This window comes from Terrihabitans soli (assembly GCF_014191545.1).
Lineage (GTDB): Bacteria > Pseudomonadota > Alphaproteobacteria > Rhizobiales > Methylopilaceae > Flaviflagellibacter > Flaviflagellibacter soli.
In genome coordinates this window covers 837,427-851,680 of the sequence record NZ_AP023361.1, presented here as the reverse complement: position 1 = coordinate 851,680, position 14,254 = coordinate 837,427, and the positions used below count along the sequence as shown (strand labels likewise).

Here is a 14,254-nt window from a genome sequence, read left to right as displayed (position 1 = left end):
TTGTCCGGTCCGTGCCCCAACGGGCCTTACTTTTTCAGAAGGGGTCCGAGCTCCTGCTCGAACTCCTCGATGGTCATTCCGCCGCGCCGGACCTTGCCGTTGAAGAAGAAGGTCGGCGTGGAACTCACCCCGAATTTCTCTGACGCGCGTTGGCGGACGGCGAGAATGTTGTCGGTGAGGCTTTGATTCGACAAGCAAGCCTCAAACGATTCCTGCGTGAATCCAACCTGTTTGGCGAAAGACTGAAGCCAAACGAAGGGATCGGGAGCCGCGCGCAGCTGATCCTGCTGATCGAAGAAAGCGTCGGCGATGGGGAAATATTTCCCCTCGCCCGCGCAGCGGCCCAGCATGGCGCCGGCGGTCGCGAACTGATCGAGCGGGAAATCGCGGAAAATGAAGCGGATCTTGCCGGTGTCGATATAGCGCTTCTTCACCTCGGAAAAGGTTTCTTCGTGGAAGGCTTTGCAGTGCGAGCAGGTCAGCGAGGCATATTCGACGACCGTCACCGGCGCATCGGCCGGGCCGAGCACATGATCGGGAATCGGGCCGGGCGCGAGCAGCTCTTCCATCGAGACCTGCGCCGGGCCCTCGCTCTGCTCGGCGCCGGGCAAAAGCGAGCTGCCGCCGCTCTCGGACTGGATGGCGTAGACGAAATAGCCCGCAATGCCGGCCACAATCACGGCGGCGGCGGCAACGGCAATCATGGTCTGGCGCTTCATCTCGGGTCCCTTTTCGGCACGGCGGCTCTTCTACACGCTTTGCCAATCCTGCAAATGTGGCAAGTTTAGGCAGTCAACGCCGTTGTGATCCGGTCACGGCCCGGCCAAGTCGTTGAAGGGCCTCGGCAAGACGGCTGTCTTCGACGCCCGAAGTGAGCTTGGCGATGCGCGCTTCATCCTCAGGATTCAGCGGTTTCAACACGGCGGGAGCGGGCTTTTTGCGGCCGATGGGTCCCTGCTTCGGCTTGATCGACCCCACACACCGCCAGCCGAAATAGCGGTTGATGCGCTCGATGATCACCTGACTCTGCATCTGCAGTTCGAGCGCAAAGGCGCTTTCCACCTGCACATGAAGCACCGCCGGATCGCGTTCGCTTTTGTCGCTTTTCGCACCGCGCGGCCATTGGAGACGGATCGGCTCCGAACGCTCCGCCAGTTCCGCGCCGGCAATATCCGGCCAGCGCAGGAGAATCTCGCCATTGGCGAAGCCCTGCGCGGCCAAAGCATCGCCCATCGCGCCGGGGGTGAGCTCGGCCAGCGTCCGGGTGACGCGCTTCTTCCTGGAGGGTGCGGACATGGCCCACATTTGCGCTCCGCTGCCGTGCACAGGCAAGCACTCGCCGAACAAAGACAGAAGCTGTGGAAGCCGGGGAGAACGCCGTCATATCCGCGCTATAAGCGCCCTATGGCCCTCGCCGCCCGCAAAGCCCAGCCGAAACGACCCGACCCCGGCGCCCTTCTGGCCTGGTATGACCGCCACCGCCGCCGCCTGCCCTGGCGCGCCGAGCCGGGGCAAAGCTCGGATCCCTATCGCGTCTGGCTGTCGGAAATCATGCTGCAGCAGACGACGGTCGCCGCCGTCGGCCCGTATTTCCACAAATTCCTCGGCCGCTTTCCCAATGTGACGGCGCTGGCGGATGCGCCGTCCGACACCGTCATGCGTCTATGGGCGGGGCTCGGCTATTATGCGCGCGCCCGCAATCTCCACGCCTGCGCGAAGGAAGTCGCGGCACGCGGCGGGACATTTCCGGACACGGAAGCGGGCCTGCTCGAGCTTCCCGGCATCGGCCCCTATACTGCGGCGGCGATTGCCGCCATCGCCTTCAATGAGAAATCGACCGTCGTCGACGGCAATGTCGAGCGCGTCATTACACGCCTCTACGCCGTCGAAGAGGAAATGCCGCGCGCCAAGCCCATTATCCGCGCGCTGACCGAACCTCTGGTGCCATCCGATCGCCCCGGCGATTTCGCGCAGGCGATGATGGATCTCGGGGCAACGATCTGCACGCCGAAAAGCCCCGCCTGCTCGCTCTGCCCGTGGACCGACCCGTGCGAGGCGCGGGCGCTCGGCATCCAGGAGAGCTTTCCGCGCAAAGCTGCGAAGGGCGAGCGCCCGGCGAGGTTCGGCGCGGCCTTTTTCGTGACGCGCAAGGACGGCGCGGTGCTGCTGCGGCGGCGCGCCGAGAAAGGCCTTCTCGGCGGCATGACGGAAATTCCGGGCTCCGACTGGCTGCCGAAATTCGACAAACAGCCTGCACTCGAGCAGGCGCCGCTGAAAGCTGAGTGGCGCAAGCTCACCGGTTCGGTGAACCATGTGTTCTCGCACTTCTCGCTGGAACTTCAGGTCTTCGCCGCCGAAGTCGCGCAAAAGACCAGAGCGCCGGAAAACTGCTGGTGGTCGCAGGAAGTCGACGCCGAAGCGCTGCCGAGCGTGATGCGGAAGGTGGTCGATCTGGCCCGCCGTTAAATAACGACGATGCCCTGATGCTTGGCCTTGTTGTCGGGCTCGACATGGATCGTGACGGCCGTGCCCTCAACACCGTCCTCCACTGCCCGCTCGATCCGGTCGCAGATATCGTGAGCGTCCGAGACGCTCATCGTGCCGGGCACGACAAGATGGAATTCGACAAAGATATTGCGTCCCGCCTGACGGGTGCGGATATCGTGTGCTTCGATCGCGCCCTCGGCTTCCTTCGAGATGATCGCCTTGATCTCGGCCAAAGTGTCCGACGCCACCGCCTCATCCATCAGCCCGCCGACGCTCTGGCGCATCAGCATGACGCCCATCCACACGATATTGAGCGCGACAAGCGCCGCAAAGATCGGATCGAGGATCGGCAGATCGAACACCACGGCGCCGACAAGGCCGAAAAACACGCCGACCGATGTAATGACGTCGGTGAAAATGTGCTTGCCGTCGGCTTCCAGAGCCAGCGACCGTTCGCGCCTTCCGGTGCGGATAAGCACGAACGCCCAGACGACGTTGATCACCGTTGCGGCAAGATTGACCGCAAGGCCCTCGAACGGCGCATTCATCGGCTTGGGATCGAGGAAACCGTAATAGGCGTAGCGGGCGATCGAGATCGCCGCGAGCGTAATCAGAACACCGACCAGAACGGCCGACAGATATTCCGCTTTGCCGTGCCCATAGGGATGATTGTGATCGGCCGGCTGATGGCTGAACCACAAAGCCGCCGCCGCCGTGATCGCGGTCACGACATTGATCACGCTCTCGAGCGCATCCGAATAAAGGGCGACCGACCCCGTCAGCCAATAGGCGAGCACTTTCAGCCCGAGAACGATCAGGCTGACGAGAATGCTGCCGAGGGCGAGACGGAAGAGTTTGTGCGCGGACATGAGTGGCCGCGCAATAAACCCGCTTGCTGCAGGTTACAACAAGGATGTTTGCAGTTGAGAAGCGTTCGCGGAATTAAGCGGGAATTGCCGCCATTTCGATGCGAATCTGCTCGCGCAGGCGGTCGATCGGCGAGAGCCCCTGCTCCGTTTCCATATGCCAGTACGTCCAGCCATTGCAGGCTTCGGCATTCTGGGCGAGCGCGCCCATTTTGTGGATCGAACCCACGGACGGGCCGAGCGCGATCGTGCCATCGGCACGCACCAGCGCCTGAACTTTCTTCTTCGAGTCGACGAGAATGGCACCGGGCGACAGAAGCCCGCGTTCGACGACGGAAGAAAACGCTACGCGGGGCGCCTCACGCTTGGCGGGGATTTCTGCCAAAGCTTCGTCCGGGAGGGTCTCGACTCCTTTGAGCCGAGCGCGAGACGCCGCCGCGTATTCGGGATCGCGTTCGATGCCGATGCAGGACCGGCCGAGACGCTTGGAAACGGCTGCGGTCGTGCCGGAGCCGGAGAAAGGATCGAGCACGGTATCGCCGCGCTTGGTGGAGGACATCAGAACGCGGGCGATCAGCGCTTCGGGCTTTTGGGTCGGGTGGACCTTCTTGCCCTCTTTGTCCTTCAGGCGCTCGCCGCCGGTGCAGATCGGCAGGAGCCAATCGGAGCGCAGCTGAAGATCTTCATTGCCGGCCTTCAGCGCTTCGTAATTGAAGGTGTATTTCGATTCCGGCGAGCGCGAGGCCCAGATCATGGTCTCATGCGCATTGGTGAAGCGCCGGCCGCGGAAATTCGGCATCGGATTGTTCTTGCGCCACACGACATCGTTCAAAATCCAGAAGCCGAGGTCCTGGAGGATCGCGCCGACGCGGAAAATGTTGTGATAGGAGCCGATGACCCAGATGGCGGCGTTGGGCTTCATCACCCGGCGCACGGCCGACAGCCAGGCGCGGGTGAACGCGTCGTAGGCTTCGAAGCTGGCGAACTGGTCCCATTCGTCGTCGACGGCATCGACGAGGCTCTGATCGGGACGGTGAAGTGTCCCCTGCAGCTGAAGGTTATAGGGCGGGTCGGCGAAAACGAGGTCGACGGAGGCAGCCGGGAGCTTTTCCAATTCGGCGATGCAATCGCCAAGGATGATCCGCTGCTCGGAGATGTCCATCCCAGGCGCGATGGAGCGCGCCTGGGTACGCAGTACCGAACTGGACATGGAAATTCTCTACGCGTGACCTTCGCGTGAGAACATGGACGGTCAACCTTAAATGCCGCCTAAAAAGCAGGGTTAACAAAGGGTTGGCGAAGGTGTTTCGCCCCATTGTTAGACTAAAGGAGGATGTAGGCGGGTTGTGGTGCGCGGATCAGCCCTGAGGGCCCCCCGGCTTGCTGTCGAAGCCGACACGAAAACCCCAGCGGCGGAAGGCATTGCCGGGGAAAGGCAGGCTGCCGATGTCCTCGACATGGGTAAAGGTGATGCCCGTCTGGCCCGGCGGGATCTCGACCTGGAGGCGCGTGACTCGCGACAGCACGACCTTCTGCTGGTCGTCGATGACCACAAAGCGGATCGGCACTTCCATCTTCTGGCCCGGAACGCCCTTGGGGCCGACCAGGGCCCGGCCGGCAATGCCGATGCGCACGCCGACCTCGGCGCCGAGATCGACGCATTCGCGGGCGAACTGGTTGAAATTGGCCTGATAGCGCACCGATGTCGGGTCGCCCTCTTTGCCGCGCTCATACTGGATAAAGGCGGCCGTGCCGGGCTGGACGAGGATCGCCGGGCAGAACATCGGCTCCTTGTCCTTGGGCGGCGGGGGTGGCGTCGGGGCCCCATCCTTGGATTTACCCCAGCCGAAAAGCGCCATCTGAACCCCTTCCGCGGCGGCAGGAAGCCCGCTCGCACAAAGGGTTAGAAGGAGAATGGAGGCCGCCAGAAGGCGGTTTGAATAACGTCCGGTCTTGCCCATATGACCAGAAACTCCGGAATTTGGCCCGATTTGCGATTTACGCTCTTTTAGGTCGCCGGGCCAGAACCTTGACAAATCCCGCCTCGAACCCGCAATTCTCGACGAGATGACGAACTCCAAGCCGCCTCTCAAGATTCTTCTGTGCGCGCCGCGCGGTTTCTGCGCCGGCGTCGTTCGCGCTATCGACGTGGTCGAAAAGGCCCTGAAGCTCTACGGGGCCCCGGTCTATGTCCGGCACGAGATCGTCCATAACAAATACGTCGTCGAGAGCCTGAAGCGCAAAGGCGCCGTCTTCGTCGAGGAGCTCGACGAGGTTCCGGACAACACCCAGGCCCCGGTCATCTTCTCCGCCCATGGCGTGGCCAAGACCATTCCCGCCGAGGCCGAGCGCCGGAATTTCCAGATTCTCGACGCCACCTGCCCGCTGGTGACCAAGGTTCACCGCGAGGCCGAAATCCATTTCAAGCGCGGCAAGGAAATCATCCTGATCGGCCATGCCGGCCATCCGGAAGTCGTCGGCACGATCGGCCAGCTGCCGGACGGCGCGGTCAAGCTCGTGCAGACCGTCGAAGATGTCGATGCGTTCGTCCCGAACGATCCGGACAAGCTCGCTTTCGTCACGCAGACCACTCTGTCGGTTGAGGAGACGTCGGGGATCATCGAAGCGCTGAAGCGCAAATTCCCGAACATCACCGTCCCGCACAAGGAAGACATCTGCTACGCGACGACGAACCGCCAGGAAGCGGTGAAGCAGATCGCCCATCAGTGCGATGCCTTCATCACCGTCGGTTCGCCCAACTCGTCGAACTCGCAGCGTCTGCGCGAAGTCGCCGAACAGCGCGGCGTCAAGGTTTCGCGCCTTGTCGACGGCGCGCATCAGATCGACTGGTCGGAATTCCAGCATATCGAAACGCTCGGCATTTCCGCCGGCGCCTCGGCTCCGGAAGTTCTCGTCGAACAGATCATCGACGCGTTCGCCGAACGCTATGATGTCGAAGTCGAGACCGTCGCTGCCGTGGAAGAGAACATGTTCTTCCCGCTGCCGCGCCCGCTGCGCGGCATGAATGTCGACGCCGCTTAAGCGTTAAGCACCACCACAACGCCGACAATCACCAGCGCGATGCCGATAAGCTCGCGCGCGGTCGCGCCTTCGCGCAGAAGGCGCGCCGAGACGATCTGCGCGAAGAGAATTTCGATCACGCCGAGCGTGCGCACCCTCGCCGCGCTCTCGAGCGCAAAGGCGAAGAACCAGAGCTGCGTTGCGGTGGCGCCCGCAGCTCCGGCCATGAGCGATATTTTCCACGCCGAGGCCACGGCGCTGAGGCCCGTGCGGTCGCGCCACAGCATAAAGCCCGTCATCAGAATGCTCTGAATGATGAGCGCGGTGAGAAGCATCGTCGTCGCCGCGAGCGTAAAGGGGGCGTCGAGTTCCTGGACCGCAGCGCGAAAGCCGATGGCGGACATGGCAAAGGCGCTGCCGGCCAGAATGCCGAGCACCACGGGACGCGTTTCGAGCTTCATCCCCGATTTCGGCCAGGACAGGCACAGCACGCCGAGCGTTGCCGCAAGGATGGCCACCGCCAGCAGCAAAGTCAGCGGATCGCCGAGAACGATCAGGCCGAAAATCGCGATCTGCACCGGCTCGGTGCGTGAATAGGCGATGGCGACCGCGAAATTGCGTTCGTTCATGGCGGCAAGGAGAAGCCCAGTCGCCACGATCTGCAGGACCGCGCCGAACACCGTCCACGCCCAGAATGCCGCATCGGGCTCCGGCGGCAAGCCGTGTACCGAGACAATCGCCGCGAAAAACAGCACCGCAAACGGCAGGCCGTAGAGAAAGCGTACCAGCGTCGCGCCGAACACGCCGGCAGCACCCGTGACCTGACGCTGTGCCGCATTGCGCAAAGTCTGTGCAGCCGCGGCGATGACGGTGAAAATCGCCCAATACCATTCGGAGGGAATCACGGCCTGCCCGCTGTTTGACGCCTGCCCGTCGAGCCGATAACACGCCATACGCGGCCCCGCCAATTCGCCGCTAGGCTGATTCTACCCGAGCGAACATGGCCGTTTACACCGACGTCCCGGAAGACGATCTCGCCCGTTTTCTCGCGGCTTACGATCTCGGCCACCATCTGACCTGCAAGGGCATTGCGGAAGGTGTCGAGAATTCGAACTTCCTTCTGCGCACCGAAGGCGGGCAATTCATCCTGACGCTCTATGAGAAGCGCGTGAAGCGCGAGAGCCTGCCCTATTTCCTCGGTCTGATGGAACACGCCGCCGAGCACGGCATCACCTGCCCGCTGCCGGTGAAAAACCGCGACGGCAAAGTGCTGGGCGAACTGTGCGGCCGTCCCGCCGCCATCGTCACCTTTCTCGACGGCATTTCGCGCCGCCGCCCGACCGTCGAACATGCGGCACAGGTCGGCGATGCGCTGGCGCGCTTTCACAACGCGACTTTCGAATTCCAGATGTGCCGCGACAACGATCTGTCGCTCGAGGGCTGGCAGCGCCTTGCGGACGGCGCACTCGACCGCGCCAATGAAGTGCGCACCGGGCTTGCGAACGCGATTGCCGAAGAGCTTTCATATCTGTCGCGCAATTGGCCCAAAACCCTGCCCAAGGGCACGATCCACGCCGATCTCTTTCCGGACAATGTTCTGTTCGTCGAAGGCCGCGCGCCGGGGCTGATCGATTTCTATTTCGCCTGTACCGACATTCTGGCCTACGATCTGTCGATCTGCCTCAACGCCTGGTGCTTCGAACCGGATCACTCCTATAACGCCACCAAAGGCCGCGCCCTTCTTGCCGCCTATCATGCGGCCCGGCCGCTGCGGGAAGACGAGATCGAGGCCCTGCCCCTCCTCGCCCGCGGCTCGGCCATGCGCTTTCTGCTGACGCGCCTGATCGACTGGCTTTCCGTTCCCACGGGCGCTCTCGTTCAGCCGAAAGACCCGCTCGAATACTGGCGCAAGCTGCGCTTTCATCAGACCGTCAACTCCGTCGCATCTTATGGGTGGGAAATATGAGCGCGCGCGTTGCCATCTGGACGGACGGCGCTTGCTCGGGAAACCCCGGTCCCGGCGGCTGGGGCGTCGTCATGAAGTTCGCCGACACGGTGAAAGAATTGTCCGGCGGCGAACAGCTCACAACGAACAACCGGATGGAGCTTCTCGCGGCGATCCGCGCCCTCGAAGCGCTGACACGTCCCGTTGCGGTCGATCTTTACACCGACAGCCAATATGTGCGCGGCGGCATCACCGAATGGATGAAGGGCTGGAAGAAGAACGGCTGGAAGACGTCTGACAAGAAAGCCGTCAAAAATCAGGAGCTGTGGGAACAGCTCGACAAGCTGACCGCCAAACACGAAGTCGCCTGGCACTGGGTGAAGGGTCACGCCAACGATCCGGACAATGAGCGCGCCGACGAACTCGCGCGCCAGGGCATGGCGCCGTTCAAACCGGCGAAATAAAATTGTCCTTCGGCGTCGTTCTTCTCGTTCTGATTTCGGCCGCGACCAATGCTGCCTGGAACTTCCTCATCAAAAGCGGCGAAGGCGATCCGCTCGGCCGCTCTGCGGCGGTTCTCATCGGGGCGGGCGTCACTGCAGCGCCGATCCTGCTTTTTACCGGGCTGCCGCATGGGCAGAGCCTGATCTTCGCCGCCAGTTCCGCCGGCATTCACGCGACTTATATGCTGCTGGTCGGCCTTTCCTATCGCGGCGCCGATATGTCGGTTGCCCATCCGATCATCCGCGGCGGCTCGCTGATCTTCACCGCCTCGCTTGCTCCCCTGCTCTTCGCCGAAAATCTGCCGCTTCCGGCCTGGGTGGGCGTCTTCATCATTGCCGCCGGCATCATCGCGATGGGACTTGAAGCCATCGCCCGCAAAGGCACGACGCCCGGCACGCTTGCCGTTGCCGTTCTCGCCGCCGGCACGATCTCGGCCTATACGCTGGTCGACTCGACCGGCGTCAGGATGTCCGGCGATCCGGTCGCTTATGTCCTTACCCTGTCGAGTCTGAGCGGGCTTGCCGCCTTCATCGTCTCACTCGCCGTGCGCCCGCGATCGGTTCTTGCAATGCCGCGCGGAACGGCGCTGCGCGGCCTTGCCGGCGGATTTCTCTTCACTTTGTCCTATGGCATCGCGCTCTATGCCATCACCATCGCGCCGGTCAGCCTTGTCGCGGCGGTGCGCGAAACCTCGATCCTGTTCGGCGCCGCGCTTGCGGTGTGGCTGCTGAACGAGAAATTCACCCGCTGGCGCTGGATCGCCGCCTTCGTCATTCTTGCCGGCCTCGTCCTGACGCGACTGGCACGGGGCTGAAACGAAAAACGGCGCCCGAAGGCGCCGTTTCGTAAATTCAATCAGTCCAGATCAGAGGTGCTTCAGAACCTCGTCCGCCTTGGTCTTGTCGGTCTTCGGCGGCGCGTCCTCGACATCGAACCATTTCACGACGCCGTCTTCGACGATCGCCGCATAGCGCTTGGAGCGCAGGCCGAGCCCGGCTTTGCCGAGATCGATGTCCATGCCGATGAGCTTGGCGAAATCGCCCGAGCCGTCGGCGAGCGCATCGATCTTGCCGGAAGCACCCGTCGCCTTGATCCAGGCATCCTGCACGAAGACGTCGTTGACGCCGGTAACGACAATGCTGTCGACGCCCTTGGCTTTGAGCGCGTCGTAGTTCTCGACATAGCTCGGCAGATGGTTCTTGTGGCAGGACGGCGTGAACGCGCCCGGCACGGCGAACAGAACGACCTTCTTGCCCTTGAACACCTCGTCGGTGGTCTTCTTGGCGGGGCCTTCGGGACCCATCACGGTGAACGAGGCTTCCGGAATCTTGTCGCCGGCTTTGATGGACATGAGCAGTCTCGCTGTTTTTCGTGGGAAAATAGACAGGCGCTTCTTTAAGGCTTTGCGGCCGGAAGGTCGAGAGCGATCGGCACGGCAATCGCCTCCCCGTCGGCCACGGCCACGAGCTCGATTTTTGCCGGGGTCGAACCCGGCTTCAGCCTTATGCTGTAGCTGCCAGGTGAATTCAGTTTGGGCAGCGGCAAGGCGACGCCTTCGGCACGGGCGAACAGATCGCGCGTCTTGGCCTTTTCCGGGAAGCGCACGCTGACGCCAAGGCTCTCGGACGTTCGCGCAATGGCCGTCACGGCGAGTTCGCCCTCCCTGCCGAGCTTTGCCGGTTTCGGCACCCGGCTTTTGAAGCCTTCGATCAGAGCCGCGGCCATGGCCTGCGGTTTTGCGCCGGGCACCAGTTCGAGTTTGAGATCGGCACTCGCCGGCACGCAGATTTTTTCGCACATGCCGAAATCGATATGCAGCTTCAGCGCAACGGGCTTTGCCGGATCTTTCGGCGTGACGGTGACAGGCACCACGAGAATTCCCGTATAGCCCGCCGCCTCCGCATCGCCATCGGCGATGCGCGCGGGCGCCGGCCACAGTGCCTCCGCCTTTGCGAGGTTCTCCGATCCGGTGAAATCGATCCGCGGCGGAATGCCGTTCGGACCGGGATTGAGCCAATAGGTCTTCCAGCCTTCGCCGAGATGCAGTTCGATCCCTGCCCCCAGCGTTCCATCGCCGGCGGCCGGACCTGCCGAGAGCCGCATCCGAAAGCCCGTCTCCTCCACCCATGGCGAAACCGTGTCCGCGGCAAAGCCTGCTCCGGGAAGGAACATCGCGGCGGCGACAGCCGTTAGCAGAAGACGAAGGGCGTTCATGCAGGGTGCCCTAGCGCCGGAGAGGATGACCGGCCAGCCACACTTGCGTGAGCGATGCGATATGAAACATGCGGGCACCTTTCAAACCAGCCGGTCGATGCCTACACTCATAGACATGATTCCCGCCGGTACCAGACCGATGTCCGGGGAAGGCTATCTCGACGGTCAGCTTATCGTCGCGATGCCCGGAATGATGGACGAGCGCTTCGCGCGCTCGGTGATTTACATGTGCGCGCACTCCCCCGAGGGAGCGATGGGCATCGTAGTTAATCAACCCGCTCACAATATCCGTTTTCCGGACCTTCTGGTTCAGCTCGACATTCTCCCCGAGGGCGAAAGCATTCATCTGCCGACCGCCGCCGAACAGATTTCGGTGCTGCGCGGCGGGCCGGTCGAAACCGGGCGGGGTTTCGTTTTGCACACCGCTGATTTCTTCATCGAGAATTCGACCCTGCCGATCGACGAAGGCGTTTCGCTGACGGCAACGCTCGACATCCTCAAGGCCATCGCCACCGGCGGCGGGCCGGCGGCGGCCGTTCTGGCGCTGGGCTATGCCGGCTGGGCGCCGGGCCAGCTCGAGACCGAGATCCAGGCCAATGGCTGGCTCAATTGCCCGGCCGACAGCGAACTTCTCTTCGACACGCCGACCGAGGCTAAATACGACCGCTGCCTGCGCAAAATCGGCGTCGATCCGCGCATGCTGTCGAGCGACAGCGGCCACGCGTAGTTCTTGATTTGGCAACTATCGCGTGTAGCATCGCCCTCCGCTGGGAGGGGCGATGTCGAATTACTACGCCGATATCGAAGACGTCGGAAAATCTCTGAATGATTCAACCATGCCGGGCCGCTGTGCCCGGCGATTGCTGAAGCTTCGCAAAAACCTGGAGCCGATCTGCGCGCATAAATCGGATTCGAGCCTTTTGCTGGCGACCTGGAACATTCGAGATTTCGACTCCGACAAGTTCGGCTTCGGCCCGCGCCTCGACGAGAGCTTTTATTACATCGCCGAGATCATATCCGCGTTCGATCTCGTCGCGCTGCAGGAGATCAATCTCGATCTGCGGCCGCTCCAAAAGATCATGAAAATTCTCGGGCGCGAATGGGATTACATCGTCACCGATGTGACGGCCGGCACCGCGGGATCGAACGAGCGCATGGCTTTCGTCTTCAACCGCGAGAAAGTGTGGTTCCGCAAAGTCGCCGGCGAAATCGTCCTGCCCGAAGGCCAGCTTATCGTCGCACACAAGAAAGTCGCGAAAAAAACATCGGACACCGCCGCCCCGCAAATGTCCGATGAGACGGTTGAGACGGTCAAAGAAGAATTCCAGGAAGTAAAACAGCAATTCGCGCGCTCGCCCTTCCTCGTCGCCTTCCAGTCGGGCTGGTTTCGCTTCAGCCTGTGCACCGTACATATTTATTACGGTTCGGAGAGCGGCCAGCAGCTGAAGCAGCGCATCCAGGAGATTGAAAAGCTCGTCGAATTTTTCGCCAAAAGGCAGGACACCGAGATCAAGCTGGCAGAAAAACAACTCAAGGACGGCGAAAAAATCGATCCGAGCCTAATCGAGAACTATATCCTTCTTGGCGATTTCAACGTCGTCAGCCCGGAGCACGAGACCATGACGGCGTTGGTGAGCCAGGGTTTCGTCGTTCCCGAACCGATCGCAGGTCACAATGTTCGCGACGCGGAAATCAATGGCAACAAGAAGGGCAAGAAGAAGAAGCACTATTACGACCAGATCGCGGTGCGCGTGAAAGACGAACGATTCAACGTCATAACCGGCGGTCTTCTCGACGTGTTCGACGTCGTTTTCCGCGACAACGCAAAGGATATGGGAGTTTACAAAGCCCTCATGCTGAACAACCGCGTCACTAAAAATAAACCGCTAAAGACGAAACCGGACACGCACTATCGCAAATGGCGTTCCTGGCAGATGTCCGACCACCATCCTCTCTGGATAAAAATAGGCACCGATTTCGCCGCTCATTATCTAGAAAAGATTGCTGAAGCCGACGACGAGATTACGGAGCCGGTAAAACCTTGATTTCGCTGCCGTCGAGATTGAGCAGCTTCATCTCCTCGCCGTCATAGGCCATCAGAACGCCGCCGCCGAGCGGATCGACGCTGTCATATTTCGGCTCGATGACGGTTTTGCCGGTCGTGTCGATCAATCCGTATTTTGTCTCGTCCGGCGAGAAGGTGATGAGCCCGTCGCGCCAAATGCCATCGCCGATGAATTTCTTGTCGACCGGCGTGATTTCCTTGCCGGTCTTGTCGATCAGGCCCCATTTCTCGTCGATCTGCACGCGCGCCGGCCCGCCGTCGAAGCCGATGGCGAAGGTGTATTTTGCCGGAATCTTCCAATTGCCGCAGGTGTCGATGAAGCCCCAGCGTTCGCCCTGCTGCGCCGGCGCAAGCCCGTCCGAGAACGGGCCTATCGCCGCGAAATCGGGTTTGGCGATCCAGTTGCCGGTCTTGTCGAGAATGCCGTAGCTGGCTTCCTTGAGCGCAACGAGCACGCCGCTATCGGCGTAGATGGAATCGAAATTCGGTTCGACCACGAGTTTGCCGGTCTTGTCGATCAGGCCGTATTTACCTTCCTTGCCGACAACCGCAACGCCATCGACGAAAGCGGAGAGATCGTCAAAGCCAGGCGGCGGCGCAACGACCGTCTTGCCCGCCGTGTCGATGTAGAAATGCTTGCCGTCCTGTTCGACCGCAGCGAGCCCATCGACAAACGCCGCGCCGTAATCGAATTCGGCGGGAACACGGAGCTTGCCCGTTTTGTCGACATAGCCGGCCTTCTCGCCGCTGACGACCGGCAGCAGGCCTTCGGAAACCGGAAGATCCTCCTCGACACTGATCGTGTATTCGCCGCTGCCCAGGCTCTCGCCATTGGCGCCGAGGAATCCGTATTTGGTCCAGTCGTCGTTTTCCGGAACGACGATGAAATCGTCCTTGATCAGAACGTCCCGAAACTTCGGCGGAACCTTCCACTCGCCTTTCCGGTCCACCGCGCCGCACTTGGTTTCCTCGACACAGTGGGAGAACAGCGCCGGCGCCGGGTCGTCCGCGCCGATAACGGGCGTGCTGCTCGGGGTGCAGGCCTGCTGGGCGGAGGCCGCTGCGGCCGGAATGAGGGCCACGAGGCTGAGGAAAAGGCGCAGATGCATGGGAGGCTCCAGAACCGGGCGGTTTGATTCCGCCGCGAAGACG

General features: G+C 61.8%; 16 protein-coding genes. 7 read left to right on the top strand and 9 right to left on the bottom strand.

The genetic code is table 11. The features are described from left to right. Window positions 1-26: 26 nt before the first annotated feature. Together IZ6_RS04505 and IZ6_RS04500 are read right to left on the bottom strand one after the other, a co-directional pair. The gene (locus IZ6_RS04505) at window positions 27-719 is read right to left on the bottom strand and encodes a DsbA family protein (RefSeq protein WP_222876817.1); all 693 of its coding nucleotides are present in this window, start codon (window positions 717-719) and stop codon (window positions 27-29) included. A 73-nt stretch (window positions 720-792) separates the two neighbouring features. After that, a complete protein-coding gene (locus tag IZ6_RS04500; RefSeq protein ID WP_222876816.1) occupies window positions 793-1,296 on the bottom strand; it encodes a DUF721 domain-containing protein in 504 nt (167 codons plus the stop codon). A gap of 108 nt (window positions 1,297-1,404) precedes the next feature. On the opposite strand from IZ6_RS04500, the gene mutY reads away from it, so the two are divergent. Further along, complete coding sequence (gene mutY / locus IZ6_RS04495) at window positions 1,405-2,466, top strand: A/G-specific adenine glycosylase (RefSeq protein ID WP_222876815.1); 1,062 nt, start codon at window positions 1,405-1,407, stop codon at window positions 2,464-2,466. Here mutY and IZ6_RS04490 read toward each other — a convergent pair. The 3 genes from IZ6_RS04490 to IZ6_RS04480 all read right to left on the bottom strand — a co-directional run bounded on the left by IZ6_RS04490 (window position 2,463) and on the right by IZ6_RS04480 (window position 5,314). After that, window positions 2,463-3,356, bottom strand: a complete 894-nt coding sequence (locus IZ6_RS04490; protein WP_222876814.1) for a cation diffusion facilitator family transporter — start codon at window positions 3,354-3,356, stop codon at window positions 2,463-2,465. The two genes, mutY and IZ6_RS04490, sit on opposite strands and share 4 nt — an antisense overlap. A 73-nt stretch (window positions 3,357-3,429) precedes the next feature. Continuing rightward, on the bottom strand, window positions 3,430-4,515 hold the full coding sequence (locus IZ6_RS04485; protein ID WP_225874046.1) for a site-specific DNA-methyltransferase: 1,086 nt from the start codon (window positions 4,513-4,515) through the stop codon (window positions 3,430-3,432). 196 nt (window positions 4,516-4,711) lie between these two features. Continuing rightward, window positions 4,712-5,314 carry a hypothetical protein gene (locus tag IZ6_RS04480; RefSeq protein ID WP_222876812.1) on the bottom strand — a complete coding sequence of 201 codons (603 nt, stop codon included), beginning with the start codon at window positions 5,312-5,314 and terminating at the stop codon, window positions 4,712-4,714. A 106-nt stretch (window positions 5,315-5,420) separates the two neighbouring features. Here IZ6_RS04480 and ispH point away from each other — a divergent pair, with 106 nt between their 5' ends. Then, entirely contained in the window at window positions 5,421-6,395 is a 975-nt protein-coding gene (gene ispH, locus IZ6_RS04475; protein ID WP_222876811.1) for a 4-hydroxy-3-methylbut-2-enyl diphosphate reductase, read from the top strand. Here the strand turns inward: ispH and IZ6_RS04470 are convergent. After that, complete coding sequence (locus IZ6_RS04470; RefSeq protein WP_222876810.1) at window positions 6,392-7,327, bottom strand: EamA family transporter; 936 nt, start codon at window positions 7,325-7,327, stop codon at window positions 6,392-6,394. The two genes, ispH and IZ6_RS04470, sit on opposite strands and share 4 nt — an antisense overlap. Before the next feature lie 47 nt (window positions 7,328-7,374). Between IZ6_RS04470 and IZ6_RS04465 the strand changes: the two genes are divergently transcribed. From IZ6_RS04465 to IZ6_RS04455, 3 genes are read left to right on the top strand one after another with little or no spacing between them, the layout of a single operon-like run. After that, a complete protein-coding gene (locus IZ6_RS04465) occupies window positions 7,375-8,340 on the top strand; it encodes a homoserine kinase (RefSeq protein ID WP_222876809.1) in 966 nt (321 codons plus the stop codon). Continuing rightward, on the top strand, window positions 8,337-8,783 hold the full coding sequence (gene rnhA / locus IZ6_RS04460; protein WP_222876808.1) for a ribonuclease HI: 447 nt from the start codon (window positions 8,337-8,339) through the stop codon (window positions 8,781-8,783). The genes IZ6_RS04465 and rnhA overlap by 4 nt, the downstream gene beginning before the upstream one ends. Before the next feature lie 2 nt (window positions 8,784-8,785). Further along, window positions 8,786-9,637: a DMT family transporter gene (locus tag IZ6_RS04455; protein ID WP_222876807.1), complete on the top strand. Its 852-nt coding sequence runs from the start codon at window positions 8,786-8,788 to the stop codon at window positions 9,635-9,637. Between the two features lie 51 nt (window positions 9,638-9,688). Here the strand turns inward: IZ6_RS04455 and IZ6_RS04450 are convergent, their stop codons facing one another. Continuing rightward, window positions 9,689-10,174 (bottom strand): peroxiredoxin, encoded by a 486-nt coding sequence (locus IZ6_RS04450; RefSeq protein ID WP_222876806.1) that lies wholly within the window; start codon window positions 10,172-10,174, stop codon window positions 9,689-9,691. A 44-nt stretch (window positions 10,175-10,218) separates the two neighbouring features. Further along, on the bottom strand, window positions 10,219-11,037 hold the full coding sequence (locus tag IZ6_RS04445; RefSeq protein ID WP_222876805.1) for a protein-disulfide reductase DsbD domain-containing protein: 819 nt from the start codon (window positions 11,035-11,037) through the stop codon (window positions 10,219-10,221). 139 nt (window positions 11,038-11,176) lie between these two features. Here IZ6_RS04445 and IZ6_RS04440 point away from each other — a divergent pair, with 139 nt between their 5' ends. Next, window positions 11,177-11,764 (top strand): YqgE/AlgH family protein, encoded by a 588-nt coding sequence (locus tag IZ6_RS04440; protein ID WP_225873998.1) that lies wholly within the window; start codon window positions 11,177-11,179, stop codon window positions 11,762-11,764. Window positions 11,765-11,816: 52 nt separating this feature from the next. Further along, window positions 11,817-13,082: an endonuclease/exonuclease/phosphatase family protein gene (locus IZ6_RS04435; protein WP_222876804.1), complete on the top strand. Its 1,266-nt coding sequence runs from the start codon at window positions 11,817-11,819 to the stop codon at window positions 13,080-13,082. Here the strand turns inward: IZ6_RS04435 and IZ6_RS04430 are convergent. Then, complete coding sequence (locus IZ6_RS04430) at window positions 13,060-14,211, bottom strand: WG repeat-containing protein (protein ID WP_222876803.1); 1,152 nt, start codon at window positions 14,209-14,211, stop codon at window positions 13,060-13,062. The genes IZ6_RS04435 and IZ6_RS04430 overlap by 23 nt on opposite strands. Window positions 14,212-14,254: the final 43 nt, after the last annotated feature.